General features: G+C 66.9%; 22 protein-coding genes. 8 read left to right on the top strand and 14 right to left on the bottom strand.

Translation table 11 applies throughout. The features are described from left to right. The first annotated feature begins 5 nt into the window (after positions 1–5). The gene (locus tag PX554_RS10625; RefSeq protein WP_093219669.1) at positions 6–1,298 is read left to right on the top strand and encodes an SAM-dependent methyltransferase; all 1,293 of its coding nucleotides are present in this window, start codon (positions 6–8) and stop codon (positions 1,296–1,298) included. Between the two features lie 73 nt (positions 1,299–1,371). Here the strand turns inward: PX554_RS10625 and PX554_RS10620 are convergent, their stop codons facing one another. Continuing rightward, positions 1,372–2,082 carry an SDR family NAD(P)-dependent oxidoreductase gene (locus PX554_RS10620; protein ID WP_093219667.1) on the bottom strand — a complete coding sequence of 237 codons (711 nt, stop codon included), beginning with the start codon at positions 2,080–2,082 and terminating at the stop codon, positions 1,372–1,374. Positions 2,083–2,186: 104 nt separating this feature from the next. Then, a complete protein-coding gene (gene purF, locus PX554_RS10615) occupies positions 2,187–3,665 on the bottom strand; it encodes an amidophosphoribosyltransferase (protein ID WP_093219664.1) in 1,479 nt (492 codons plus the stop codon). Positions 3,666–3,900: 235 nt separating this feature from the next. Here purF and hisI point away from each other — a divergent pair, with 235 nt between their 5' ends. Then, complete coding sequence (gene hisI, locus PX554_RS10610; protein ID WP_093219662.1) at positions 3,901–4,263, top strand: phosphoribosyl-AMP cyclohydrolase; 363 nt, start codon at positions 3,901–3,903, stop codon at positions 4,261–4,263. Further along, entirely contained in the window at positions 4,260–4,766 is a 507-nt protein-coding gene (locus tag PX554_RS10605) for a hypothetical protein (protein WP_275501469.1), read from the top strand. Before hisI ends, PX554_RS10605 begins: the two co-directional genes overlap by 4 nt. A 65-nt stretch (positions 4,767–4,831) precedes the next feature. Here the strand turns inward: PX554_RS10605 and PX554_RS10600 are convergent, their stop codons facing one another. The 3 genes from PX554_RS10600 to PX554_RS10590 form a co-directional block, all read right to left on the bottom strand. Beyond that, complete coding sequence (locus PX554_RS10600; protein WP_275501965.1) at positions 4,832–6,112, bottom strand: cell wall hydrolase; 1,281 nt, start codon at positions 6,110–6,112, stop codon at positions 4,832–4,834. Between the two features lie 351 nt (positions 6,113–6,463). Beyond that, positions 6,464–7,384, bottom strand: coding sequence for a cysteine synthase A (gene cysK / locus PX554_RS10595; protein WP_275501468.1), 921 nt, complete (start codon positions 7,382–7,384; stop codon positions 6,464–6,466). Continuing rightward, positions 7,381–8,682 carry an MFS transporter gene (locus tag PX554_RS10590; RefSeq protein ID WP_275501466.1) on the bottom strand — a complete coding sequence of 434 codons (1,302 nt, stop codon included), beginning with the start codon at positions 8,680–8,682 and terminating at the stop codon, positions 7,381–7,383. Before PX554_RS10590 ends, cysK begins: the two co-directional genes overlap by 4 nt. A gap of 153 nt (positions 8,683–8,835) precedes the next feature. On the opposite strand from PX554_RS10590, the gene pdhA reads away from it, so the two are divergent. Together pdhA and PX554_RS10580 are read left to right on the top strand one after the other, a co-directional pair. Continuing rightward, complete coding sequence (pdhA, locus tag PX554_RS10585) at positions 8,836–9,882, top strand: pyruvate dehydrogenase (acetyl-transferring) E1 component subunit alpha (protein WP_275501464.1); 1,047 nt, start codon at positions 8,836–8,838, stop codon at positions 9,880–9,882. 1 nt (position 9,883) lies between these two features. After that, positions 9,884–11,296: a pyruvate dehydrogenase complex E1 component subunit beta gene (locus PX554_RS10580; RefSeq protein WP_275501463.1), complete on the top strand. Its 1,413-nt coding sequence runs from the start codon at positions 9,884–9,886 to the stop codon at positions 11,294–11,296. Between the two features lie 46 nt (positions 11,297–11,342). On the opposite strand, the gene PX554_RS10575 is transcribed toward PX554_RS10580, so the two are convergent. From PX554_RS10575 to PX554_RS10565, 3 genes are read right to left on the bottom strand one after another with little or no spacing between them, the layout of a single operon-like run. Beyond that, positions 11,343–12,080 carry a TadE/TadG family type IV pilus assembly protein gene (locus PX554_RS10575; protein WP_275501461.1) on the bottom strand — a complete coding sequence of 246 codons (738 nt, stop codon included), beginning with the start codon at positions 12,078–12,080 and terminating at the stop codon, positions 11,343–11,345. A 2-nt stretch (positions 12,081–12,082) separates the two neighbouring features. Continuing rightward, positions 12,083–12,703: a TadE/TadG family type IV pilus assembly protein gene (locus PX554_RS10570; RefSeq protein WP_275501459.1), complete on the bottom strand. Its 621-nt coding sequence runs from the start codon at positions 12,701–12,703 to the stop codon at positions 12,083–12,085. Beyond that, positions 12,700–14,664: a TadE/TadG family type IV pilus assembly protein gene (locus PX554_RS10565; RefSeq protein WP_275501457.1), complete on the bottom strand. Its 1,965-nt coding sequence runs from the start codon at positions 14,662–14,664 to the stop codon at positions 12,700–12,702. Before PX554_RS10565 ends, PX554_RS10570 begins: the two co-directional genes overlap by 4 nt. Positions 14,665–14,792: 128 nt before the next feature. On the opposite strand from PX554_RS10565, the gene PX554_RS10560 reads away from it, so the two are divergent. The 3 genes from PX554_RS10560 to PX554_RS10550 all read left to right on the top strand — a co-directional run bounded on the left by PX554_RS10560 (position 14,793) and on the right by PX554_RS10550 (position 16,931). Next, positions 14,793–15,455: a squalene/phytoene synthase family protein gene (locus PX554_RS10560; RefSeq protein ID WP_275501455.1), complete on the top strand. Its 663-nt coding sequence runs from the start codon at positions 14,793–14,795 to the stop codon at positions 15,453–15,455. Positions 15,456–15,518: 63 nt separating this feature from the next. Then, entirely contained in the window at positions 15,519–15,998 is a 480-nt protein-coding gene (locus PX554_RS10555; RefSeq protein WP_275501453.1) for an EF-hand domain-containing protein, read from the top strand. 90 nt (positions 15,999–16,088) lie between these two features. After that, the gene (locus PX554_RS10550) at positions 16,089–16,931 is read left to right on the top strand and encodes a PhzF family phenazine biosynthesis protein (protein WP_275501451.1); all 843 of its coding nucleotides are present in this window, start codon (positions 16,089–16,091) and stop codon (positions 16,929–16,931) included. A 2-nt stretch (positions 16,932–16,933) separates the two neighbouring features. Here PX554_RS10550 and trmFO read toward each other — a convergent pair whose 3' ends face one another. The 6 genes from trmFO to PX554_RS10520 form a co-directional block, all read right to left on the bottom strand. Then, entirely contained in the window at positions 16,934–18,253 is a 1,320-nt protein-coding gene (gene trmFO / locus PX554_RS10545) for a methylenetetrahydrofolate--tRNA-(uracil(54)-C(5))-methyltransferase (FADH(2)-oxidizing) TrmFO (protein WP_275501449.1), read from the bottom strand. A 53-nt stretch (positions 18,254–18,306) separates the two neighbouring features. Then, on the bottom strand, positions 18,307–19,140 hold the full coding sequence (locus PX554_RS10540; RefSeq protein ID WP_275501447.1) for a fatty acid desaturase: 834 nt from the start codon (positions 19,138–19,140) through the stop codon (positions 18,307–18,309). Positions 19,141–19,217: 77 nt separating this feature from the next. Then, positions 19,218–19,757: a GbsR/MarR family transcriptional regulator gene (locus PX554_RS10535; RefSeq protein ID WP_275501445.1), complete on the bottom strand. Its 540-nt coding sequence runs from the start codon at positions 19,755–19,757 to the stop codon at positions 19,218–19,220. Positions 19,758–19,944: 187 nt separating this feature from the next. Then, positions 19,945–20,298 carry a DUF952 domain-containing protein gene (locus tag PX554_RS10530; protein ID WP_275501443.1) on the bottom strand — a complete coding sequence of 118 codons (354 nt, stop codon included), beginning with the start codon at positions 20,296–20,298 and terminating at the stop codon, positions 19,945–19,947. Beyond that, a complete protein-coding gene (gene gyrA / locus PX554_RS10525; RefSeq protein WP_275501441.1) occupies positions 20,295–23,060 on the bottom strand; it encodes a DNA gyrase subunit A in 2,766 nt (921 codons plus the stop codon). The genes PX554_RS10530 and gyrA overlap by 4 nt, the downstream gene beginning before the upstream one ends. Before the next feature lie 164 nt (positions 23,061–23,224). After that, positions 23,225–23,467 (bottom strand): hypothetical protein, encoded by a 243-nt coding sequence (locus tag PX554_RS10520; RefSeq protein ID WP_275501439.1) that lies wholly within the window; start codon positions 23,465–23,467, stop codon positions 23,225–23,227. Positions 23,468–23,559 lie beyond the last annotated feature (92 nt).

The following is a 23,559-nucleotide window of genomic DNA, read 5'->3' as shown; positions in this document are numbered from 1 at the left end:
ACGCCATGAACGCAATCGCGCCAGCTTCCGGGCGCCAGCACGGCGCCACCCCCTCGCGCCGGCCCTCCGCGCTCGATCCGGTGTTCGGGCTGTTCGCGGGTGTGTTCCAGAAGCTCCTCGACCGGATAGATGCGGGTCTGGCCGCCGGCTCGATCGAGACGGTTCTGCCGAACGGGCGGGTGCGGCGGCTCGGCGGGCGTGCCGAAGGGCCGGCGGCGTCGGTCACGCTGGCGAGTTGGCGCGCGCTGCTCCGGCTGGCGACGCGCGGTTCGGTGGGCTGGTATGTCGCATGGTCGCTCGGCGAATGGTCGAGCCCCGATCCGGTCGCGCTGTTCGAGCTGTTCGTGCTCAACCGCGCGACGCTCGGCAATGCCGGGCGTGCGTCGGGCATGACGCGCCGGCTCCAGCGCGGCTGGCATCGGCTCCGCGCGAACAGCCGGCGGGGCGCGCGCCGCAACATCGAATTCCACTACGATCTCGGCAACGATTTCTATAGCTTATGGCTCGATCCTACGATGAGCTATTCGAGCGCGCTGTTCGCCGAGCCGATCTCCACGGCGCAGAGTCTCGAGGACGCGCAGCGCGCCAAACTTGCCGCGATCCTCGATCGCACCGCCACCGCGCCGGGCGATACGATCCTCGAAATCGGCTGCGGCTGGGGATCGTTCATCGAAGTGGCGGCACGCGCCGGGCGCAGTGTCCACGGCATCACACTCTCGGCCGAGCAGAAGCGCGCGGTCGAGGCGCGTGCCGAGCGTCTCGCGCTGACCGGCGTATCGGTGTCGCTGACCGATTATCGTGACGTCTCCGGCACCTACGATGCCGTCGCGAGCATCGAGATGGTCGAGGCGGTCGGGCAGGCTTATTGGCCGGACTATCTCGCCGCGATCGCGCGCGCGCTCAAGCCGGGTGGCCGGGCGGCGCTCCAATATATCGCGATCGACGATGCGATCTTCCCGTCCTATGCCGCCAACGTCGATTTCATCCAGCGTTACGTGTTCCCCGGCGGGATGCTGATCTCGGAAAGCCGCTTCCGCGCAATCGCGGCGGAGCATGGCCTGACCTGGACCGATCGGCGCGGCTTCGGGTTGCACTATGCCGAAACGCTGCGACGCTGGCGCGAGGCGTTCGACCGGGTGGTCTCAGAAGGCCGCCTGCCGGAGCGTTTCGACAGCGATTTCATCGGGTTGTGGCGCTATTATCTGATGTACTGCGAGGGCGGCTTTCGCGGCGGCGGGATTGATGTCGCGCAGGTGACTTTGGTGAAAAGCGTGGGCGTTTCAACCCGTTCGCCCTGAGCCTGTCGAAGGGCGTGTCTCAATCGCAGCGCTTTGAAACACGTGCTTCTACAAGCTCAGCACGAACGGGGGATTACCCCACCCGCTCGACATGCCCAGTCGCGAAATCGTTGATCACCAGCGCGGCGATTCGCTCGCCCACCACCTCGGGGGGCTTGACCGTCTCCGGCGCCTCGCCGGGATAGGCCCGCGCGCGCATGGCGGTGCGGGTCGCGCCGGGATCGATGATCGCGGTGCGAAGCGAACTGATCTGTTCCATCTCGTCGCCATAGGCGCCGATCAGCGTCTCGAACCCCGCCTTGGAGGCGCCGTACAGCCCCCAATAAGCGCGCGGGGTACGCGCGACGCTCGAGGTGATGCCGATCACGCGGGCGCGCGGCGAGCGGCGCAGCATCGGGTCGAACGCGCCGATCAGCGCGGCCTGCGCGCTGACGTTGAGCGTCAGCACACGCGCGAGTTCCTTGGGATCGATCGCGGGCACCGAGCCGAGCGTGCCGAGCATCGCCGCGTTGAGCACGAGTATGTCGAGCGTCTGCCAGCGTTCGCCGACCGCCGCCGCCAGCCGCGCGATACTGTCGGTCTCGGTGAGGTCGAGCGGCGCGATCGTGGCCGAGCCGCCGGCAGCGAAGATCGCCTCCTCGACCTGCTCGAGCGCGTGGGCGGTACGCGCGGTCAGCACCACATGCGCGCCCGCCGCCGCCAGCGCCTTCGCGGTCGCGGCGCCGATCCCCCGGCTCGCGCCCGTGACGAGGGCGATCTGGTTGGCGAGTGGCGTGTCGGTCAATTATCCCTCCGTTCGCCCTGAGCTTGTCGAAGGGCGTATCTTCCAACCCGCGTAGAGGGAAAGCACGTGCTTCGACAAGCTCAGCACGAACGGTATTCGGGTCTTTAGACCACCCGCTCCGCCAGCAGCGCGAACTGGTCGACCGAGGCGACCTCGTCTTGGTCGGTCAGCGTCGTCGGGTAATCGCCCGTGAAGCAGGCGTCGCAGTGGCTCGGGCGGATGTCGGCGCGGCATGGCTCGCCGAGTGCCTTGTAGAGACCATCAATCGAGACGAAGGCGAGGCTGTCGGCGTGGATGTACGCGTTCATCTCGGCGACGTTCTTGCTGTGCGCGAGCAGCTTGGCGCGCTCGGGCGTATCGACGCCGTAATAGCAGCTATGCCGGGTCGGCGGGCTGGCGATTCGCATATGGACTTCGGCGGCACCGGCATCGCGCATCATCTGCACGATCTTCAACGAGGTGGTGCCGCGCACGATCGAATCGTCGATCAGGATGATGCGCTTGCCCTCGATCAGCGCGCGGTTGGCGTTGTGCTTGAGCTTGACGCCGAGATGGCGAACCTCGTTGGTCGGCTGGATGAAGGTACGCCCGACATAATGCGAGCGGATAATGCCGAGCTCGAACGGAATGCCCGATTGCTGGGCATAGCCGATCGCGGCGGGCGTGCCCGAATCGGGGACGGGGATGACCAGATCGGCATCGACCGGGCTTTCGATCGCGAGCTGCGCGCCGATTTCCTTGCGCACCGTATAGATGCTGCGCCCGCTGGAGATCGAATCGGGGCGCGAGAAATACACATGCTCGAAGATGCACGGGCGCGGCGACACCGGCGCGAACGGGCGGTGCGAGCTGATCTCGCCGCCCTTGACGATCACCAGTTCGCCCGGCTCGATCTCGCGCACGAAGCGCGCGCCGACCACGTCGAGCGCCACCGTTTCGGATGCAAAGATGATCGCCCCATCGTCCTCGGGGCCGACCTTGCCCATCACCAGCGGGCGGATGCCGAGCGGGTCGCGGCAGGCGATCATCCCCTCGGGCGTCATCACGATCAGCGAATAGGCGCCCTCGACCCGCTTGAGCGCATCGATGAACTTGTCGAGGAACGTCCGGTATTTGGACATCGCGACGAGGTGGATGATGGTCTCGGTATCGCTCGTCGACTGGAAGATCGATCCGTTGCGGACCAGATCGCGCCGCAACCGCATCGCATTTGAGATATTACCGTTATGCGCGATCGCGAATCCACCTGAGGCGAGATCGGCATAGAGCGGCTGGACGTTGCGCAGCGCCGTCTCGCCGGTGGTCGAGTAGCGCACATGGCCGCAGGCGACGTTGCCGCGCAGCGGGACCATCACGTCCTCGCGGTCGAAATTGCCGGCGACATGGCCCATCGCACGATGCGTGTGGAAATCGGCGCCATCGAAGCTGGTGATGCCGGCCGCCTCCTGGCCGCGATGCTGGAGCGCATGCAGGCCGAGCGCGACGAGTCGCGCCGCGTCCGCCGCACCGGCGACACCGAAAACACCACACTCCTCACGGAGCTTGTCGCCATCGGCGACCTCGAACGGATTGGTTGTGAACATGGCGCCCTTCGCGGGGGGTGAGCGTGTCCGCGCCATATAGGGGCGCCGCGCGGATTTGTCGCGCTTTTGTCACATCGAAAGCGAAGCCGGCCATCGCAATGGCGGAAAACCAAGGTTTCCGCGTGTGCTTTTTGCGGTCGGCGCGTTCCGAAAATGCGGGCGGAGCGGGCGAGCCACGCTCAACGCCGAGTCGCGGGCGCTATCGCTCGGGCGGCGGCGCCACTATGGAGTCCGCATGACCGACGACCGCGACACCACGCTCGCCCTCAATCCCAAATATGGCGCCGACGGCCTCATCACCGCCGTGGCGACCGATCGCGCGTCGGGGGATGTGCTGATGCTCGCGCATATGAATGCCGAAGCGCTCGCCGCCACGCTTGCGACGCGCGAGGCGCATTTCTGGTCCCGCAGCCGCGCGAAGCTCTGGAAGAAGGGCGAGACCTCGGGCCATGTGCTTCACGTCCACGATATCCGCATCGATTGCGATCAGGATGCGGTGTGGCTGATCGTCGATCCGGTCGGCCCGGCGTGCCACACCGGCGCGCGCTCCTGTTTCTTCCGCCGCATCGACGGCGACCGGCTGATCCCGGCCGAATGAGGCTCGCGTTCGCGCTGGGCGTGCTGCTCGTCGCGGGCTGTTCGCGCGCCGAACCGCCCCCCGAAGGCAACGCCGCCGCGCCGACCGACCTCGAGGCGGCGGCGATCGCGGCGGGGGTGATCGCCGATCCGAAGAGTGCCGACATCACCGGCCTGTACGCGCGCGAGACCGATCGGGTGTGCATCGTGCCGACCCCCAAGGCATACCAGATCGGCGTGTTCGTCGATTATGGCGACCAACAGCATTGCAGCGGAATGGGGTCCGTCGCGCGCGACGGGGAGACGCTGCACATCAGCTTCGGCGATGCGGAGGGCTGCGCTTTCGATGCGCGCTTCGAGGGCGACCGCATCGTCTTTCCCGGCAGCGTGCCCGATGCGTGCCGCAAGTTCTGTTCCGAACGCGCGTCCATCGCGGGGCTCGCCGTCGATCAGTTGAGCGACGCCGCCTCCGAAGCGGCGACGCTGCGCGACTCGCGTGGACAGCTCTTGTGTTCGAGCGGGTGAGGGGCTTCCACGCAGGGCACGCGCTTCGGCTGGGCCCGGCGGGAAGGGCGTAACGGCGCGATCGGCTACCGGCTTTCCGCCGTCAGCGGGGAGTCCGGCGCGGCGGGCGTGGCGAGCGCAGTCGGCGTGGCGCCGGTCGCGGGTTTGCGCCGCACCCCCGGCAAGACCTCCGCCGCCGGCGGAACCGGCGTGGGCGCTGCCTTCGTCGCCACCTCGCGCGCCGGGATCAGCACCTGCGTCTTCATGCACTCGGCGGGATCGGGGCGTTTGAAGGTGGCGCAGTTCCACAGCGTCTTGTCATAGTGGAAGGTGCGATCGCGCATATAGCTGAATGCCATCGCGTCGATCTGCCCGGCGTCGAGCGGCATCGCGGTGGGGGTGCGCGCGCGGTCGGTCCACGCCATCAGCTTGCAGCGCGGCCGCTCGCCGCAGGCCCGTGCCGCCAGCAGCGCGAAGGATTCGGGCGGCAGGTGCGGATCGATCGTGATGAGGAACGTTTCCGAATCGCTCGCGAGCGGCACCGGCAGCGCTTCGGGGGCGAGCGCGGCGACCGTCAGTTCGGCCGCCGCGGTCTGGGCGGCCGCCAGGGCGGCACCGGTCTTGTGCGCATCCGAATAGAGCGCGAGCGCGCGGACGATCGGTTCGTCGGAGGAGACGGCGCGGTTGAACGCGGGCGGGGTGCCCCACCAGCCGGTCCAGCGGAAGAACAGATGCGAATGCACCGCCGCGACCTTGTCGAGGCTCGATTGCCAGTATGGCACCACCCAGTCGGTATGATAATGCGTCGAATAGCCGACCGGCGCGTACACCTGCCCGCCGAGCGACAGCGCCGCCTGCGTGCGGGCGCGCGCCCATTGTTCGGCTCGCCAGGCGTGGCGGATCAGCGCGCCGTCGCAGGTGAAGGTGAATTGGCAGCCCGTGCTGCGCTCGGAGCCCTGGAACACCACGCCGCAGATCGTCTTGGGGAAGGCCGGGTGGCGCACCCGGTTGATGACGACCTGGCCGACCGCGCGCTGGCCCTCGCCATCGTCGCCCGCCTCGTAGAGCATCGCTGCGGCCATACAGTCGGTCGCGCGCGCGCGTTGCTCGGGCGTGCCATCGAGGTGGAACGGCCGCGCGGCGGGGTTGGGGCCGGTCGAGAACGGAACCGTGGCGTTGAACGCGCGCGCATCGGCGGGGGCGAGATCCTGGAACGCGACCGGCTCGACCGGCGGCAACTCGGCCTTGGGCACGACGCGGTGGCGCGGCACGCGAATGAGGCGGTTGTGGACGACGACTACGTGCGGGCCGTAATGGACCAGCAGCGCCGGCGCGACGATCGCCACCACCGCCACGAACGCGAGCAGGCAGCGCAGCCCGAGATCGTCCGGGCGACGGAAGGCCGGCAGGCGCCGCCAGAACGGCCGCCTGCGACGCGAGGAAAAGTGACTATAGGGCACGGGAGACGGGGCGGGCGGGTGGACGCATCGGCGCCCGATGCGCCAAGCTGCCGCGCCGGGTCAACCTTCGTGCCTCCTCCCGGTCGTGCTGGCTCGCAATACCCGTTCGTGCTGAGCTTGTCGAAGCACGTATCCTAGGCGTTTCGCTCGGGACAAATGGGTGAAGGTCCAAGCTCCCAAACCGTTCGTCCCGAGCGAAATCGAGGGACCAGCTCCAAGCGCAAGTGTCTCGACTGCGCTCGACACGAACGGCTGGAGTCAGGACTCCGGCAGGAAATCCGGCACCGAAAGATAGCGCTCGCCCGTATCATAGTTGAACCCGAGCACCCGCACGCCGTCCGGCAGGTCCGGCAGCTTCTGCAAGATCGCGGCAAGCGTCGCGCCAGAGGAAATACCGACGAGAATACCTTCCTCGCTCGCCGAGCGCCGCGCCATGTCCTTCGCCACGGCGGCATCGACCTTGATCGCCCCGTCGATCGCCTGCGTATGCAGGTTCGCCGGAACGAACCCCGCGCCGATCCCCTGGATCGGGTGCGGCCCCGGTTGCCCGCCCGAGATCACCGGCGAGGCCTCGGGCTCGACCGCATAGACCTTGAGGTGCGGCCATTCCTTCTTGAGCGTCTCGGCGACCCCGGTGATATGCCCGCCGGTGCCGACCCCGGTGATGATGACGTCGATCGGCGAATCGGCGAAGTCGGTTAGGATTTCCTGCGCGGTGGTGCGGACATGCACGTCGATGTTGGCGGGATTGTCGAACTGCTGCGGCATCCACGAACCCGGCGTCTGCGAGACCAGCTCCAGCGCCCGTTCGATCGCGCCCTTCATGCCCTTCTCGCGCGGGGTCAAGTCGAAGCGCGCACCGTATGCGAGCATCAACCGGCGCCGCTCGATCGACATGCTCTCGGGCATGACGAGGATCAGCTTGTAGCCCTTCACCGCCGCGACCATCGCGAGGCCGACGCCGGTGTTGCCGCTGGTCGGCTCGATGATCGTGCCGCCGGGCTGGAGCAGCCCGTCGCGCTCGGCCGCCTCGACCATCGCCAGCGCGATGCGGTCCTTGATCGACCCGCCGGGGTTCGAACGCTCGGACTTGATCCAGACTTCCTGGCCGGGAAACAGCTTGTGCAGACGGATATGCGGCGTGTTGCCGATCGTATCGAGGATCGTATTGGCTTTCATGGCATTGCCTCCATCTCAAGATCTGCCGCGTCGCGTTGTGACTGCGGTGGTTCGAACGTCCGGGCGTTGCGGATGCTGGGGAAGAGATAGGCCCACAGCAGCGTAACGACAATCGCGCCGCCGCCGCCGACGAGCACCGCGCCGACCGGCCCCAGCGCGGCGGCGAGGAAGCCCGACTCCGCCTCGCCGAGTTCGTTCGAGGCCGAAATGGTGAGCTGCGACACCGCGCCGACCCGCCCGCGCTTGTCATCGGGCGTGTAGAGCTGGATCAGCGACGAGCGGATATAGACCGAGAACATGTCGGCCGCGCCCGCCAGCGCGAGCGCGCCGAGGCTGAGCGGCATCCACGTCGATACGCCGAAGGTCACCGTCGCGGTGCCATAAACCAGCACCGCGGCGAGCATCTTGACCCCGACATTGGTCTTGATCGGCCGGAACGAGAAGAAGATCGCGACCACCGCCGCGCCGATCGCGGGCGCACCGACCAACAGGCTCAGCCCCTGCGGCCCGACCTTGAGGATGTCGTGTGCGTAGATCGGCAGCAGCGCGCTGGTGCCCGCCAGGAACACCGCGAACAGATCGAGCGTGATCGCGCCGAGCACGAGCTTGTTCTGCCCGACATAGGCGAGGCCCTCGGCGATCTGCTTGAGCGGCGATCCCTTGGCGATGGCGATCGTGCGCGGCACCGGGCCGATCAGCAGCATGCAGCCGAGCGCGAGGCCGAAGAGGGCGGTCGCGAGGAAATAGGCGCCCGAGGGCGTGATCGAATAGGCGAAGCCGCCGATCGCGGGGCCGACGATGGCGCCGACCTGCCACGATGTCGAGCTGAGCGCGATCGCGGTCGGCAGCGACTCGCGCGGGACGAGATTGGGGGCGAGCGCGCCGAACGCCGGCCCGGCGAACGCGCGGCCGATGCCGAGCAACACCGCGACCGAGAAGATCACCGGCAGCGAGATCCAGCCCTCGACCGTTGATATCGCCAGCACGGCGGCGCAGAACACCTGCAGGCTGAGCGTCAGGCGGGTAATCATCCGCCGGTCGAAGCGGTCCGCCACCCATCCGGTGATCGGCGTCGAGATGAACAGCGGCAGGAACTGCAGCAACCCGATCAGCCCGAGCTGCGCCGCCGAGGCGCTCGGCGACATCGTCGCCCGCGCGATCGTATAGGTCTGCCAGCCGATCACCACGATCATACCGTTTTGGGCGAGCGTCATGCAGAAGCGCGCCGCCCAATAGGCGCGGAAGTTCGCGATGCGCAGTGGATGGGGCGGGCGGAGCGGGTCGGGCGATCTGGCCATTGCATCTGGCCTTAAGACGAGCCGCCGCGCGCGGGCAATCGGCGATTGCATTTGATGAGGAAAACTCGTCTAGCCACGGGCCGTTGATGTTTTGGCCGCATCCCGCCTATAGCGGCCACCTTCCTCCCCAAGGACAGATGAGGTTTCGATCACGTGGCCAAAGCCCCAGCGACCAGAACAGCCGAACCGCCAGTGCCCAATCGCGAGCGCCCCAACGAGCCGACTCCGTACCAGGCTTCGAAGGACGAGCTGCTCGCGCTCTACAAGCAGATGCTGCTGATCCGGCGGTTCGAGGAGAAGGCGGGCCAGCTCTACGGCCTCGGCTTCATCGGTGGCTTCTGCCACCTCTATATCGGCCAGGAAGCGGTCGCGGTGGGGCTCCAGTCGGCGCTCGATGGCGAGAAGGACTCGGTCATCACCGGCTACCGCGATCACGGCCACATGCTCGCCTACGGCATCGACCCCAAGGTCATCATGGCCGAGCTGACCGGCCGCGCCGCCGGCATCTCGAAGGGCAAGGGCGGCTCGATGCACATGTTCTCGACCGAGAAGAAATTCTACGGCGGCCACGGCATCGTCGGTGCGCAGGTCAGCCTCGGCACCGGGCTTGCTTTCAAGCACAAGTACAGCGGCGACGGTGGTGTCGCGATGGCCTATTTCGGCGACGGCGCGGCCAACCAGGGCCAGGTCTATGAATCGTTCAACATGGCCGAGCTGTGGAAGCTCCCGATCATCTACGTGATCGAGAACAACCAGTACGCGATGGGCACGAGCGTCAACCGCTCGTCCTCGGAAGACCAGCTCTACAAGCGCGGCGAGAGCTTCCGCATCCCCGGCATCCAGGTCGATGGCATGGACGTGCTCGCCTGCCGTGGTGCCGCCGAGGAAGCGCTGGCGTGGGTACGTGCCGGCAAGGGTCCGATCATCCTCGAGATGAAGACCTATCGCTACCGTGGGCACTCGATGTCCGATCCCGCCAAATACCGCAGCCGTGACGAGGTCCAGGCCGTCCGCGACAAATCGGACCCGATCGATCATGCGAAGAAATTGCTCGAGGAACTGGGCGTGCAGGAAGACGAACTGAAGACCGTGGAGCAGGCGATCCGCAAGCAGGTCAACGAAGCCGCCGACTTCGCCGAGCAGACGCCCGAACCGGACGCTGCCGAACTGTACACCGACGTTCTGGTGGAGCGCTACTGAGATGGCGATCGAGATCAAGATGCCCGCGCTGTCCCCGACGATGGAGGAAGGCACGCTCGCCAAGTGGCTCATCAAGGAAGGCGACACCGTCAAGTCCGGCGACATCATGGCCGAGATCGAGACCGACAAGGCGACGATGGAATTCGAAGCGGTTGATGAAGGCACCGTCGGCAAGATCCTCGTCGCCGAGGGCACCGAGGGCGTGAAGGTCGGCACCGTCATCGCGACGTTGCTGGCTGAGGGCGAGGAAGCCGGCGCGGAACCGGCCCCCGCCGCCAACGAACAGCCCGCCGCGAGCGCGCCCAAGGCCGAATCGACCGAAACCGGCGCGAGCCCCGCGCAGGAGAAGGTCGAAACCGGCGCGCGCCAGTTGTTCGAAGCCGCCAAGCACGATTCCGAGGTCGCCGATCCCGCGCTGCCCGAGGGCACCGAGATGGTCCGCATCACGTTGCGCGAGGCGCTGCGCGACGCGATGGCCGAGGAAATGCGTGCCGACGACCGCGTGTTCGTGATGGGCGAGGAAGTCGCGCAATATCAGGGCGCGTACAAGGTCACCCAGGGCCTCCTCGACGAGTTCGGCGAGCGCCGCGTGATCGACACGCCGATCACCGAATATGGCTTTGCCGGCATCGGCACCGGCGCGGCGATGGGCGGTCTCAAGCCGATCGTCGAGTTCATGACCTTCAACTTCGCGATGCAGGCGATCGACCACATCATCAACTCGGCCGCCAAGACCAACTATATGTCGGGCGGCCAGATGCGCTGCCCGATCGTGTTCCGCGGCCCCAACGGCGCGGCCAGCCGCGTCGCCGCCCAGCATTCGCAGAACTACGGCCCGTGGTATGCGAGCGTTCCCGGCCTGATCGTGATCGCACCCTATGACGCGGCCGACGCCAAGGGTCTGCTCAAGGCCGCGATCCGCAGCGAAGACCCGGTCGTGTTCCTCGAGAACGAACTGCTCTACGGTCGATCGTTCGACGTGCCCAAGCTCGACGATTACGTCCTGCCGATCGGCAAGGCCCGCACGATGCGTGCCGGCAAGGACGTGACGATCGTCAGCTATTCGATCGGCGTCGGCCTGGCGCTCGAAGCCGCCGAGACGCTCGCCGCCGAGGGGATCGACGCCGAGGTGATCGATCTGCGCACGCTCCGTCCGCTCGATACGGCGGCGGTGCTCAAGAGCGTCAAGAAGACCAACCGCCTCGTCGTCGTCGAGGAGGGCTGGGCGACCTGCTCGATCGCCTCGGAAATCAGCGCGGTGGTGATGGAACAGGGCTTCGACGATCTCGACGCGCCGGTGCTGCGCGTCGCCAACGAGGACGTGCCGCTGCCTTACGCGGCGAACCTCGAGAAGCTCGCCTTGGTCAACGCCGACAAGATCGTCGCGGCGGCGAAGAAGGTGACCTACCGCTGACGGGAAAGGGCGGGGCGCCGATGCGCTCCGCCCGCTCGCCGGCGGCTCAGGCCGAATAGAGGTCGCAGGTCGATCGCGGCGTTTGTGGCGTCGCCGCCGGATTGTAGATTTGGGCGTAGTCGCGCTTGTCGCGCACGATGAACGACGCCGTGTAGTGGATGCGCTGCGGCGCGACCAGCCACGCGCCGAACAGCGGCTTGGTCAGATAGTTGATCTCGACATACATCAGCCCCGACCCGCCAGGCGGGCTGATCGCCGCGCCGCCATTGTCGCTGATCCCGCCGGGCAGGTCGTAACCTTTGTTCGCCTGGCTGGCGTCGCTGCCGGCGGCGACCGCCACGTTGGCCTTGAACTGCGAATCATACCCCGCGCCCTTCTTGGCGCCGAGGCAACGCTGCCAGTGGATGCGCTGGACGATCGCGCCCTTATCATAGCTCTGTGAGACGTTTTCCAGGCTCGACAGCGTGATGCGCCCGTTCTTTGTCAGCCCAATGCTGGCACCCTGATAGCGCGCCGCCTGGAGGATGTCGTTGATGTCGACCTCGCGCAATTGCTGGGTGGTGAGCCCGCTATACGCGCCCACGCGCGAGGCGTTGTCGGCGAGGTTGAGCGCGATCTGGCTGATCCGCATGTTGACGAGCGCGAGGTTCGCCAGTTCGGTGCCGTAGCAGCCGATCCCGAGCACGATCGGCGCGCTGAGCGCGAACTCGATCATGGCGAGGCCGCTGCGGTCCGCGCGGAGCCGTCGGGCGAAGCGCGCGATGACGCGGAGGGGCGTGTACATCCTCACAGGCACACCGAGGCGTTGGTGTTGGTCTGAGACGCGTAAGGCTGGTTCTTGAGCAGCGTCGTCGCGGTGATGGTCTGTGTCTTCGGCCATCTGAACAGCCCCGCGACCGGGAAGATGCGCGGGTAGGTGATGCTCATCGTGTAGAGCGTCACCGCGCTCGCGCCGCCCTGTCCGTTCACGAAGGGATCGAGGTCGTATTTGCCGTTGCCATTCTGGTCGGTGAAACACTCGCCTTTATCGAGAACGCCGTTCTTGTTGCTGTCGGTGAACGGCTCCGGGGTACCGACCTCGCTGAACGAATCATACGTTTTGCGGCTCGAACACCATGTCGCGGCGGTCCCCGTCGGGGTGCAGGTGTTGACCGGATTCTTGATGATGATCTTCACCATGTCGACGACCTTGCCGTCGATCGCGGCGGTGGTCGCGGCGCCGCCCTCGATCCCTGAATCGCGCGCCGCTTTCTGCACCGCGCCGCTGAGGATCGACTGGGCATATTCCTGATAGAGCAGGTCGCCGAGCCCCATCATCGTCAGCAGCATGACGGGTAACACGATCGCGAATTCCACGATCGTCACGCCGCGCCGGTCGCGCGCGAGCCCGTGCGGCGTGCGTATCATTTGCTGATCCGCAACATCGCGAGATGTTGGGCGATCGAGGTGAAGGCGGCGGAGAGGCCGTCGCCGGTGGTGGTGTAGAGCGCCTGGTTCACCGTCGTCGCGCAGGTCTGGAGTTGCGTCGAGGCACTGCTGGCGATCGCCACCGTCCATACGTCGATGTTGCGTGCCTTGGCGGCGGCGCAGGCGGCGAGGAAGCGGTAATTGTGGTAATTGGTGAGATTGCTGGTGTCGCCGTTCGCGACGCGTTTGTCATAGTCCTCATAGCCATACATCGAATAGGAATTGCTATTCGGCGCCATGACGCCGTCGGTCATGAACACGATCACACGGTTGGGGGCGGGGCGGCCCGGCCAAGCGGTGGTATCGTCGGCCCAGGGACCGCTCGGCGAGATCAGCCGCGAACCCCAGATCATGCCGACATCGTGATATGTGCCGCCCTGAGGAACGAAATCGGTCGCGTAGACGTAATTGTAGACATCCGAACGCGCCATCACGCCGAGCCGTTTGGCCGGTTTGCCGCATGCGACGTAGCCGCTCTGCAAGAGGCTGCTGGACCCCATGCTATAATGGTCGGTGTCGTCGCCGTTTCTGGTGTCAGGCGTGGCGGTACGGCGATATTCGATGTCCTGAAGGTGTGGCCACCACCGCGCCGCGCCGCTAGGCTTGAGATCTGGATTGAGTTCGGAGGGCAGGTTTGCCGTCGTGAATGTGGTTTGGCCAGGATTGTCCACCGACGTCTCGACGCAACCCAGCCACTGCGTTTTCGTGCCTGGCACCGCTTCCGTCGTGTCGGGCATCGACGTGCCGCCATTGACCAGGGCACTCACGTCGAATGGGAGTTTTTTATATTCCCACACTGGGCCGAAGGTGCCTTTTGCGCGCGTGTAGCAAGCCGATGTCGTATTCCAGTACCCACCGGTCGTGACCCAGACGTCATAGTTGACTTTTGTCGCCCGTCCGCTGGAGTCGTAGGTCAGTGCCGCAGAGGGGGTACGTGTGCCCGGAGCGGTGCAATTGGCTTGCGACTTGTTATTGGGCGTATCGTTGCCGGTGTTGCTAATCTCATAGTCTCGGATCGGTCGTCGCGACTGATAGGACGCCGGGTCTGATGGACCGAGCGAACCCACCAGATAGCTCCGTGATTTGTCGAGGATCGCCTGCCCAACGTTCGTCGAAGAACTGTAGGTGACAAAGCCATAGCGGACGTGTGTCGACGGATCGGCATTGGCGGCGAACGTATCATAGAAGCTCAGCACGGCCTTTCGCAGCGCGTCGATGCGCGAAACGTTGCTGCCGTTCGAGGTCAGTTCGTTCGTGGCATAGGCGGTGGTGCCGGCATATCCTGGAACGCCGCCGCTCGTGGCCGGGCGCTTGTAGCTGTATGTTCCGGTCCCGCAGCTATCCGCGCCGCCAGGCGAGCAAGCCATCGACGCGGTCGTGTCGAGCACGAACATCACGTCGGTATCCGCCACGTCATAGCGCGCCTGGCACGTGACGGAGATCGTGCTGTCGGCCATCGCGAACATCTTCATGATCGTCATCGGCACGGTGATCGCGGCGGTGCCGGCGACCTGGCTGCCGCTCGTCTTGGTCGGGGTGAAGGGGAATGGGCCGGAGGTGGCGGAAAACGCCTTGGTGCCCATCCAGCCGCTCGGGAAGTTGTTCGCGAAGAACGCCTTGGCCTGTTTGACCGAGGTGGCGTCGAGCGGGGTGGCCGGGTTCGAATCGGTCATGAACTTGCGCCCGGCGAGCACGCCGGCGTCGCACGCCTGCTGCAACCGCACCTTGACGACGTAGAGCCGCGCGATGTCCACCGCCGAGCCGGCGAGCGCCGACAGCGGGATCAGGAAGGCCGCCATCATCGCGAGGGTATTGCCGCGCCGGTCCCGCGCGAGCCGTGTGAGCAGCCCGGCGCGTGCCGTGTTCCGGCCGGGGTTCGACTTCGCCTTGATCCGCCCCACGCTCCGCCCCGATCCCCGTTCCGAGGGTGCGGTCTAGCGGCGGGGTGGATAATCTCGGCTCAAGCGATATGGTGAACGCCGTGATAACCTCTGGACCGCGCGGGCGCCCCGGCGCTAGGCGCGGGGGCATGCAAGCCGATCCAGAGCGCGCGCTCGCGCTCGATTACGCCCCCGCCGAGATCCGCCCGGCGCTCCACGCGCTGTTCGCGCTCGACGATACGTTCGGGCAGGTGCTGCGCACCACCACCGAGCCGATGATCGGCCAGATGCGGCTCGCGTGGTGGCACGATGCCCTGCGGCGGCTGGACGAGGCGGCGCCGCCCGCGCAGCCTGTGTTGCAGGACTTGGCCGGGGCGGTCTTGCCGCGCGGCGTGTCGGGCGCCGCGCTCGCCGAACTCGTCATCGGTTGGGAGGCGCTGATCGAGGCCGAGACGATCGACGAGACGGTGATGCGCGCCCATGCGGAGGCGCGTGGCGGCGGCGTGTTCGCGGCTGCGGCGGCGATGCTGGGCCGGTCCGACACGCGCGTCGCGGCGGCCGGTCACGGCTGGGCGCTGGCCGATCTGTCGCGCCACCTGCGCGCGGCGGGGGCCGCCGGCCAGGCGCGGGCGATGGCGGAAGCGGCGCTGGCCGAGGCGCTGTCCGGCGTATGGCCGGCGCGGCTGCGACCGCTCGGCGCGCTCGCGCTCGTCGCGCGGATGAATCTCGCGGTGCCGGCCGATGCGCCGATCCCGGCCGGCGCGCCGCGTCGCGTCGCCCGGCTGATGCTGCATCGAATGACCGGACGCTGACCCTTTCGTTGCGCGTGTGTATCGTGTAAACAAAAGAGGAACAAGGGCGGGGGGATTCGCTTCATGTGGCGCTATCTGGCGGGCGGACTGGCGGCGTTGCTGCTGTTGGCGGCGGGGTTCATCTATTTCACCGGGCGCGGGGCGAACGGCATCGGCCTTCCGCTGGCGGCGGTGCAGGCGGCGTCGCCCGCGCGAAGCGACGATTCGCTGCCCGATACCGTGCCGGAAGCGAGCGACAAGACACGCGAGCAAAAGCGCCTCGCGCGGTATGACAAGAATGACGACGGCAACGTCACGCGTGAGGAATATCTCGCGCCGCGCCGCAAGGCATTCGCCAAGCTCGACGCGAACCACGACGGCACGCTGTCGTTCGATGAATGGGCGGCGAAGACCGAGGCGAAGTTCGCGGGCGCCGACGCCGACAAATCTGGCGCGCTGAACGCGGCCGAATTCGCCGCGACCGCGCCCAAGCGCAAATCGCGGGTCCGCGCGCGCTGCCCCGAAAACCAACAGACCGCTCCGGCCCGCGACGAAGACAGTTGACCACGGCACACGCGCCGAATTTTAGCCGCACATGGACGAGAATACGGAAATTCGGTCCCGCGCGAGGGCGGGTCGGCGGAAGGATCAGGCATGGATCACGCGTTCAAGCTCGTCGATGTGTTCGGCACCGCGCCGTTCACGGGCAATCCGCTCGCCGTGGTGGCGGGCGCTGAGGATCTCGACACCGAGGCGATGCAGCGCATCACGCGCTGGCTCAACCTCTCCGAAACCACCTTCCTGCTGCCGCCGACGACGCCCGAGGCGGATTACCGCGTCCGCATCTTCACGCTGACCCACGAACTGCCTTTCGCCGGGCATCCAACGCTCGGCACCTGTCACGCTTGGCTCGAGGCGGGCGGGAGTCCCAAGCGCGACGGCGTGATCGTGCAGGAGTGCGGCGCCGGGCTGATCGCCGTGCGGCAGGAGAGCGGCACGCTTGCCTTCGCGGCCCCGCCGCTGATCCGCGGCGGCATGCCAAGCGAGGATGAGATCGCCGAGGTCGCGACGGTGCTGCGCATCGCCCCCGCCGCGATCATCGACGCGCGATGGGCCGATAACGGGCCGGGCTGGATCGCGGTGCTGCTCGAATCGGCAGAGGCGGTGCTCGCGATCGAGCCGCTCGCGCAACCCGATCGCCGCGTAGACATCGGCGTGGTCGGGCCGCATGCGCCTGGCGGGCCGGCGGCGTTCGAACTGCGCGCACTGTTCACCGGGCCCGGCGGCGGCATCATCGAAGACCCGGTTACCGGCAGCCTCAACGCATCCGTCGGTCAGTGGCTGTTCGACAGCGGACGCGTGACGAACGCCTATGTCGCCGCACAAGGCACGCGGTTAGGGCGCACCGGGCGCGTGCGCGTGTCCCGCGACGACGAGGGGCAGGTGTGGGTCGGCGGCCGTACGCTGACCCTGGTCTCCGGGCAGACCCGCGGCTGATGTCAGGCGGGCGCCAGCCACGCCTGCATCGCCGCCCGCGCCCGATCGGTGTACATCTTCTTGCGGTCGGCCTTTTTGGTCCGGCCCGGGATCGGCGGCATCAGCCCGAAATTGACGTTCATCGGCTGATACGTCTCCGCCACCGCCGCGCCGGTGATGTGATGAAGGAGCGCGCCCAGCGCGGTCTCGACCGGTGGCGGTGCAAGCGTCTGCCCGCGCAGCTCGGCGATCGCGAAGCAGCCCGCCATCAGCCCGATCGCGGCGCTCTCGACATAGCCTTCGCAGCCGGTGATCTGCCCGGCGAAGCGGATGTTCGGGCGATTACGCAGCCGCAACGTCGGATCGAGCAGTTCGGGCGAGCGGATGAAGGTGTTGCGGTGCAGCCCGCCCAGCCGCGCGAACTCGGCGTTTTCGAGGCCCGGAATCGTGCGGAACAGCCGAATCTGCTCGGCGTGCTTGAGCTTGGTCTGGAACCCGACGATGTTCCAGAGCGTGCCCTGCGCATTGTCCTGCCGTAACTGAACCACGGCATGCGGCCACCGCCCGGTGCGCGGGTCGTCGAGCCCGACCGGCTTCATCGGCCCGAAGCGGAGTGTGTCGATACCGCGCTCGGCCATCACCTCGATCGGCATGCAGCCTTCGAAATAGGGCGTGTCGCGCTCCCAGTCCTTGAACTCGGTCTTTTCGCCCGCGATTAATCCGGCGTGAAAAGCCTCATACTGTCCGCGGTTCAGCGCGCAGTTGATGTAATCCTTCCCATCGCCCTTGTTCCAGCGCGATTGGAACCAGGCCGTTTCCATGTCGATGCTGTCGAAATGGACGATCGGCGCGATCGCATCGAAGAAGGCGAGCGCGTCAGCGCCAGTCGCGCCGGCGATGCTCGCGGCGAGGCCCGGCGCGGTGAGCGGGCCGGTGGCGATGATCGCTGGCCCGTCCGCAGGCAGCGCGTCGACACGTTCGCGGACGATCGTGATGTTGGGATGCGCTTTCAGCGCCGCCGTCACGCCCGCCGAAAAGCCGTCGCGATCGACCGCCAGCGCCGATCCGGCCGGCACCTTGTGTGCATCGGCTTCGCGCAGGATCAGCGAGCCCAAGCCGCGCATCTCGGCGTGAAGCAGCCCGACCGCGTTGCTCTCTGCGTCGTCCGAGCGGAAGCTGTTCGAGCAGACCAACTCGGCGAGGCCGTCGGTATGGTGCGCCGGCGTCGCCTCGCCCGACCCGCGCATTTCGGAGAGCTTGACGCGAAAGCCCGCCTCGGCGAGCTGCCATGCCGCCTCGGACCCGGCGAGTCCGCCGCCGATGATATGAATGTCGTGAGTCATTCGGGGCCGATAGCGCGTTCGGACGTGGCTGACAAAGCCCGGTGCGCCATGCATCAGGATGGCATAGCGCGCACGCGGCCGCGAAAACGTGGCTCGGGGACGACCAGTGCCGCACGGCGCTCCATATCGGGCACCGCTTCGGCGATCCGTGCGGCGAGGATGCCGAGCCTACGCACTGGCACGCCGGGGAACAGGTGATGCTCGCGATGCAGGAACATGTTGTAGCTGATATAATTGAGGATCGCGGAGCGCTGCGTGCGCGCGACGTCATCAGGCGCGCAATCGTGGTGCGTCACCCACACCGCGAAGAAGGCGGTGAGGCATTGCGCGACGCTCATCGCCGCGACGTGATACAGCAGCACCGGGGACCAACTCGCGACGGCCGCGCCGACCACCGCGGCGTTGAGCCCGAAGTCGATCGTCATCCTCCGGCGCAACGCCGCGTCGCCGTCGCGCCAAGCAGCGCGGTGCATTTCGATCGGGAAGCAGGGGCCGTGCCGGATCACCGCCCACAGCCGCATCCGCCCGCAGGCGCCCTCGAGATCATCGGGCGTACCAAGGTAGCGGTGATGGCGCACATGATTGAACGCAACCGCGCTGTTGGAGCCAAGCATCACGGCGCTCAGCGCATGCAACACGCGGCGATCCGTTCGCGGGCGGAAGCCGAGATTGCCGTGGATCGCCTCATGGTTGAGCCGCAAAGCCGTGAGGAAAAACATGAAGGTGCAGACGATCGCCACGGGCCATACCGCGAGCGCTGCGGCGATCCAGCTCGCCGCGAGCCACGGCAGCGGATGCGCACATTCGAGCAGACCGTCGCGACGGCGCATCGGGGTCAGGTCACGCCAACGGACCACCGTTCGGAGCTGGGCAAAAGGGGCTTGCATGAGGCTTTCCTTTCTTCCTGGTGTTTCGGTAAACTCTGAAATTAGGTGGCATGAGGACACGCGGTATTGCGTCGATCCTAGCCGCTCTTGCCCTTGGGGATGTACCGCGCGACCTTTCCGCCGAGCTTCATCAGCGTGACGAGCGTCGGCTTGGGCAGCACGCGCACCTGCTCGTACCAGGTGCCGAGCGTGCCGATGAACTCGTGCATCCGCACCACCCGCTCGCGGACCTGGGCGGGGGCGGTCGTGTCGCCGCGCAGCCGCTCCGCCAGTTCGCCGAGCAGCGCGATGGTGGGATCGATCTCGCGCTTCTTGCGCTCCTGCACGATCCGCATCAGCATTTCCCACAGGTCGGTCTCGGCGACGAAATGGTCGCGGCGATCGCCCTCGACATGGACTCGGCGGACGATGCCATAGCCCTGCAACTCCTTGAGCGCGGTCGAGACGTTCGAGCGGGCGAGGCCGAGCGCATCGACGATCGCCTCGGCGTCGATCGGGCGGTCGGAAAGGTAGAGAAGCGCATGCACCTGCGCGACCGAGCGGCTCACGCCCCATTGCGTGCCCATCTCGCCCCAATGAAGGATGAAGGCCTTGGCTTCGGGATGGTCGGTGATCATTGCGCACCCGTGATTTCTGTAAATTCAGAAATAACAGGCGCGGGCTACGTTGGCAAGTCGAGCGTCGTCATGCCAGCGCAAGCTGGCATCTCTCTGCGAGGCTCGGAGCGAACGCCCACGGGGCGAGAGGCTCCAGCTTGAGCTGTAGTGACGTTGAGGCGGTGGGGCGATGGGCTGAGCTGACCTATTACCCCGCCACCGGCAGCGCGACGCCACCGTCTTCGTTCCGCGTCAGCGGGCCGTAAGCGACCACCGTTTCGAGCAGCAGCGGGCCGCCGTAGAGGTGCGGGAAGAGCTGGCCGCCGCGCGACTCCTCCCACTTCACCGCGTCTCCGAGCGCGTCGAGGTCCACCGCCGCGACGTGCAGATCGCTCTGCCCGGCGAAATGCTTGTCGACCGTTTCGGTCAACTGCGCGGCGGTGGAGAGGTGGATGTAGCCGTCGGCCAGATCGATCGGCGCGCCGGCGAAGCTGCCGCCCTCCAGCGTCCCCATCTGTTCGGCGGTCAGCACCTTGTAAGCGGTGGTGGGACGATCGTTCACTCGCCGTCCTCCGGTCCGGCAGCCGAATCGTCGGCGGTATTGGCGCCGTCATCTGGCGCGGTTTCGAGCGGGGCGAGCGGATCGCGCACGTCGGCCTCAGCCTCGCCCTCGGTCTCCTCGATCCGCGCCGCCGAGACGACATGCTCGTTGTTGGCGACATCGAACAGCCGCACGCCGGCCGAGCCGCGCCCGATCACGCGCAGCGAGCCGAGCGACATGCGGATCAGCTTGGCCTGATCGGTCACCAGCATCAACTGATGCCCCTTCGAGGCGGGGAAGCTCGCCACCACCGGCCCGTTGCGGCCGATATTGTCGATGTTGGTGATGCCCTGACCGCCACGCCCGGTGCGGCGATAGTCATAGGCGCTCGACAATTTGCCATAGCCATTGGCGCAGACGGTGAGGATGAACTGCTCGCGCTCCATCAACTCGGCGAAGCGCGCATCTTCCATCCGGCGCGGCTGACGATCGGGGTCTTCGCCCTTCCACGGCGCATGGCGCAGATAGTCCTCGCGCTCGTCCGGGGTCGCGCCGACGCGGTGGAGGATCGACAGCGAGATCACCTGATCGCCCGCGCCGAGCCGCATGCCCCGCACGCCGGTCGAGTTGCGGCTCTGGAACTCACGCACCTCGTCACCGGCGAAGCGGATCGCCTTGCCCTGGCGCGTGGCGAGCAGCACGTCGTCATTCTCATCGAGCAGCGCGACGCCGATCAGCCGATCGTCCTCATCCTCGCCTTCGAATTTCATCGCGATCTTGCCGGCGGTCGGAACGTTGGTGAAGGCGTCCATCGAATTGCGGCGGACGTTGCCCTTCGCCGTCGCGAACATGACGTGGAGCTTGCCCCATTCGTCCTCATTCTCGGGCAGCGGCAGCACGGTGGAGATCGTCTCGCCTTCAGCGAGCGGCAGCAGATTGATCATCGGCCGGCCGCGCGTGGCGGCGCCGCCCTCGGGCAGCTTCCACACCTTGAGGCGATAGACCTTGCCCGCGGTCGAGAAGAACAGCACCGGCGTATGCGTCGAGGTGACGAACAAATTGGTGACGACATCCTCGTCCTTGGTCGCCATGCCGGCGCGACCCTTGCCGCCGCGCGCCTGCGCGCGGAAGGTGTCGAGCGTGGTGCGCTTGATATAGCCCTGCATCGTCACGGTGACGACCATGTCCTCGCGCTCGATGAGATCCTCGTCGTCGATCCCGTCGGCGGCGGCGGCGATCTCGGTGCGGCGCGGCGTGGCGAACTCGTCGCGTACCGCGACCAGCTCCTCGCGCATCACTTCGTAAAGCCGCGCGCGGTTGGCGAGAATTTCGAGAAGCTCGGCGATCGAATCGGCGAGGCCCTTCAGTTCGTCGCCGATCTCGTCGCGGCCCAGCGCGGTGAGGCGGTGGAGGCGCAGATCGAGGATCGCGCGGACCTGAATTTCGGACAGGCGGTAGCTGTCGCCGGTCGCTTCGACGTCGAACGCCTCGACCAGCTTGAGGTACGGCGCGATCTCGGCGATCGGCCACTCACGCGCGAGCAACGCGGCGCGCGCATCGGCGGGTGAGGCCGAGCCGCGGATGATCCGCACCACCTCGTCGAGGTTAGTGACGGCGATGACGAGGCCGAGCAAGATGTGCGCGCGGTCCCGCGCCTTTGCCAGTTCGAACTTCGAGCGGCGGGTGATGACCTGCTCGCGGAACTGGATGAACGCCTGGATGAAGTCGCGCAGGTTGAGCAGTTCGGGGCGGCCGCCGCGAATCGCCAGCATGTTGGCCGGGAACGAGCCTTGCGCGGGCGTGTGCCGCCAGAGCTGGTTGAGCACGACGTCGGGGGTGGCGTCGCGCTTGAGGTCGATGACGATGCGGACGCCTTCGCGGTTCGATTCGTCGCGGATGTCGCTGACGCCTTCGATCCGCTTGTCCTTGGCGGCTTCGGCGATCTTCTCGACCAGCGCGTTCTTGCCCTGCTGGAACGGGATTTCAGTCAGCACGATCGAGCGCCGGTCCCCGCGCCCTTCCTCGATCACGTAGCGCGAGCGCACGATGATCGACCCGCGCCCGCTCTCATAGGCCGAGCGGCAGCCAGCGCGGCCGAGGATGATCGCGCCGGTCGGGAAGTCCGGCCCCGGCACGATCTCCATCAGTTGCTCGGTGCTGATCGCGCCGTCGTCCATATAGGCGAGGCAGGCGGTGATGACTTCGCCGAGATTGTGCGGCGGGATGTTGGTCGCCATGCCGACCGCGATGCCGCCGGCGCCGTTGACGAGCAGGTTGGGGAAGCGGGCCGGCAGCACCGACGGCTCGCTTTCGGAGCCGTCGTAGTTGGGCACGAAATCGACCGTATCCTTGTCGAGATCCTGCATGAGGAAGCTCGCCGCCTTGGCGAGCCGCGCCTCGGTATAGCGCATCGCGGCGGGCGGATCGGGGTCCATCGAGCCGAAATTGCCCTGGCCGTCGATCAGCGGCAGCCGCATCGCCCAATCCTGGGTCATGCGCGCCAAGGCTTCGTAGATCGAGCTGTCGCCGTGCGGGTGGTATTTACCGATCACGTCACCGACGATGCGGGCGGATTTGCGGTAGGGGCGGTTGTAGTGGAAGCCGCTTTCCTGCGCCGAATAGAGGATACGGCGGTGGACCGGCTTCAGGCCGTCGCGCACGTCGGGCAGGGCGCGCGATACGATCACGCTCATCGCGTAATCGAGGTACGAGGTCTTCATTTCCTCGACGATCGAGATCGGGGAAATATCCGAAGGGTCGGCGAGCAGCGTCTCGTCGGTCAAAGCGTCAGGTCTTTCGGGTTTGTTTCGTTTGGGTGACGGCGGTTCTAGCCGAGCGCGCCACCCATGTCACGCGCACACGCCCGCGCGAGGCCCGTCCGGTCGATCAGCGCTTGGGCCTGGACCCCCGCTCGCGCGGGGGCACAGGGAAGGCGGTCTGGCTTGGCTTATTTGCAGGCCTTCTTGTTGGCATTGCCGGGCTTGGAGCAATTGTAGGTGATGGTCTTGCCGGCGGCGGTCTTGGTCGTGACCATGCGGCCGGCGGCCACCTTGGTCTTCGTGACCTTGGCCTTGGCCACGGGCGTGGCGGCGGGCGCGGGAGTGGCCTTGGCGGCGGGCGTCGCGGCCAGCGCGGCGTGCGTGCCGATCAGCGCGGCAACAGCGAACAGCGGCATCAATGGCTTCATCATGGCTCTCCTAACGTCACAGGACGCGATATGCGTCTGGGGCCGGTCTGGACCCAATTGTCACAAGCCACAATGAAGCGCGCATGACGTCTCTG

Origin of the sequence: Sphingomonas pollutisoli, from assembly GCF_029167165.1 — a bacterium.
GTDB lineage: Bacteria > Pseudomonadota > Alphaproteobacteria > Sphingomonadales > Sphingomonadaceae > Sphingomonas > Sphingomonas pollutisoli.
The sequence above is the reverse complement of the archived record's forward strand: the minus strand, read 5'-3'. Positions and strand labels throughout refer to the sequence as shown.

Coding starts and splice junctions, on each gene's coding strand:
- PX554_RS10560 (WP_275501455.1), top strand. CDS start 14,793: ATGCAAGCCGATCCAGAGCGCGCGCTCGCGCTCGATTACGCCCCCGCC.
- purF (WP_093219664.1), bottom strand. CDS start 3,665: ATGTTCACAACCAATCCGTTCGAGGTCGCCGATGGCGACAAGCTCCGT.
- PX554_RS10605 (WP_275501469.1), top strand. CDS start 4,260: ATGAGGCTCGCGTTCGCGCTGGGCGTGCTGCTCGTCGCGGGCTGTTCG.
- PX554_RS10570 (WP_275501459.1), bottom strand. CDS start 12,703: ATGATACGCACGCCGCACGGGCTCGCGCGCGACCGGCGCGGCGTGACG.
- PX554_RS10550 (WP_275501451.1), top strand. CDS start 16,089: ATGGATCACGCGTTCAAGCTCGTCGATGTGTTCGGCACCGCGCCGTTC.
- PX554_RS10575 (WP_275501461.1), bottom strand. CDS start 12,080: ATGTACACGCCCCTCCGCGTCATCGCGCGCTTCGCCCGACGGCTCCGC.
- PX554_RS10520 (WP_275501439.1), bottom strand. CDS start 23,467: ATGATGAAGCCATTGATGCCGCTGTTCGCTGTTGCCGCGCTGATCGGC.
- trmFO (WP_275501449.1), bottom strand. CDS start 18,253: ATGACTCACGACATTCATATCATCGGCGGCGGACTCGCCGGGTCCGAG.
- PX554_RS10590 (WP_275501466.1), bottom strand. CDS start 8,682: ATGGCCAGATCGCCCGACCCGCTCCGCCCGCCCCATCCACTGCGCATC.
- PX554_RS10535 (WP_275501445.1), bottom strand. CDS start 19,757: ATGATCACCGACCATCCCGAAGCCAAGGCCTTCATCCTTCATTGGGGC.
- hisI (WP_093219662.1), top strand. CDS start 3,901: ATGACCGACGACCGCGACACCACGCTCGCCCTCAATCCCAAATATGGC.
- PX554_RS10580 (WP_275501463.1), top strand. CDS start 9,884: ATGGCGATCGAGATCAAGATGCCCGCGCTGTCCCCGACGATGGAGGAA.
- PX554_RS10555 (WP_275501453.1), top strand. CDS start 15,519: ATGTGGCGCTATCTGGCGGGCGGACTGGCGGCGTTGCTGCTGTTGGCG.
- PX554_RS10625 (WP_093219669.1), top strand. CDS start 6: ATGAACGCAATCGCGCCAGCTTCCGGGCGCCAGCACGGCGCCACCCCC.
- PX554_RS10540 (WP_275501447.1), bottom strand. CDS start 19,140: ATGCAAGCCCCTTTTGCCCAGCTCCGAACGGTGGTCCGTTGGCGTGAC.
- cysK (WP_275501468.1), bottom strand. CDS start 7,384: ATGAAAGCCAATACGATCCTCGATACGATCGGCAACACGCCGCATATC.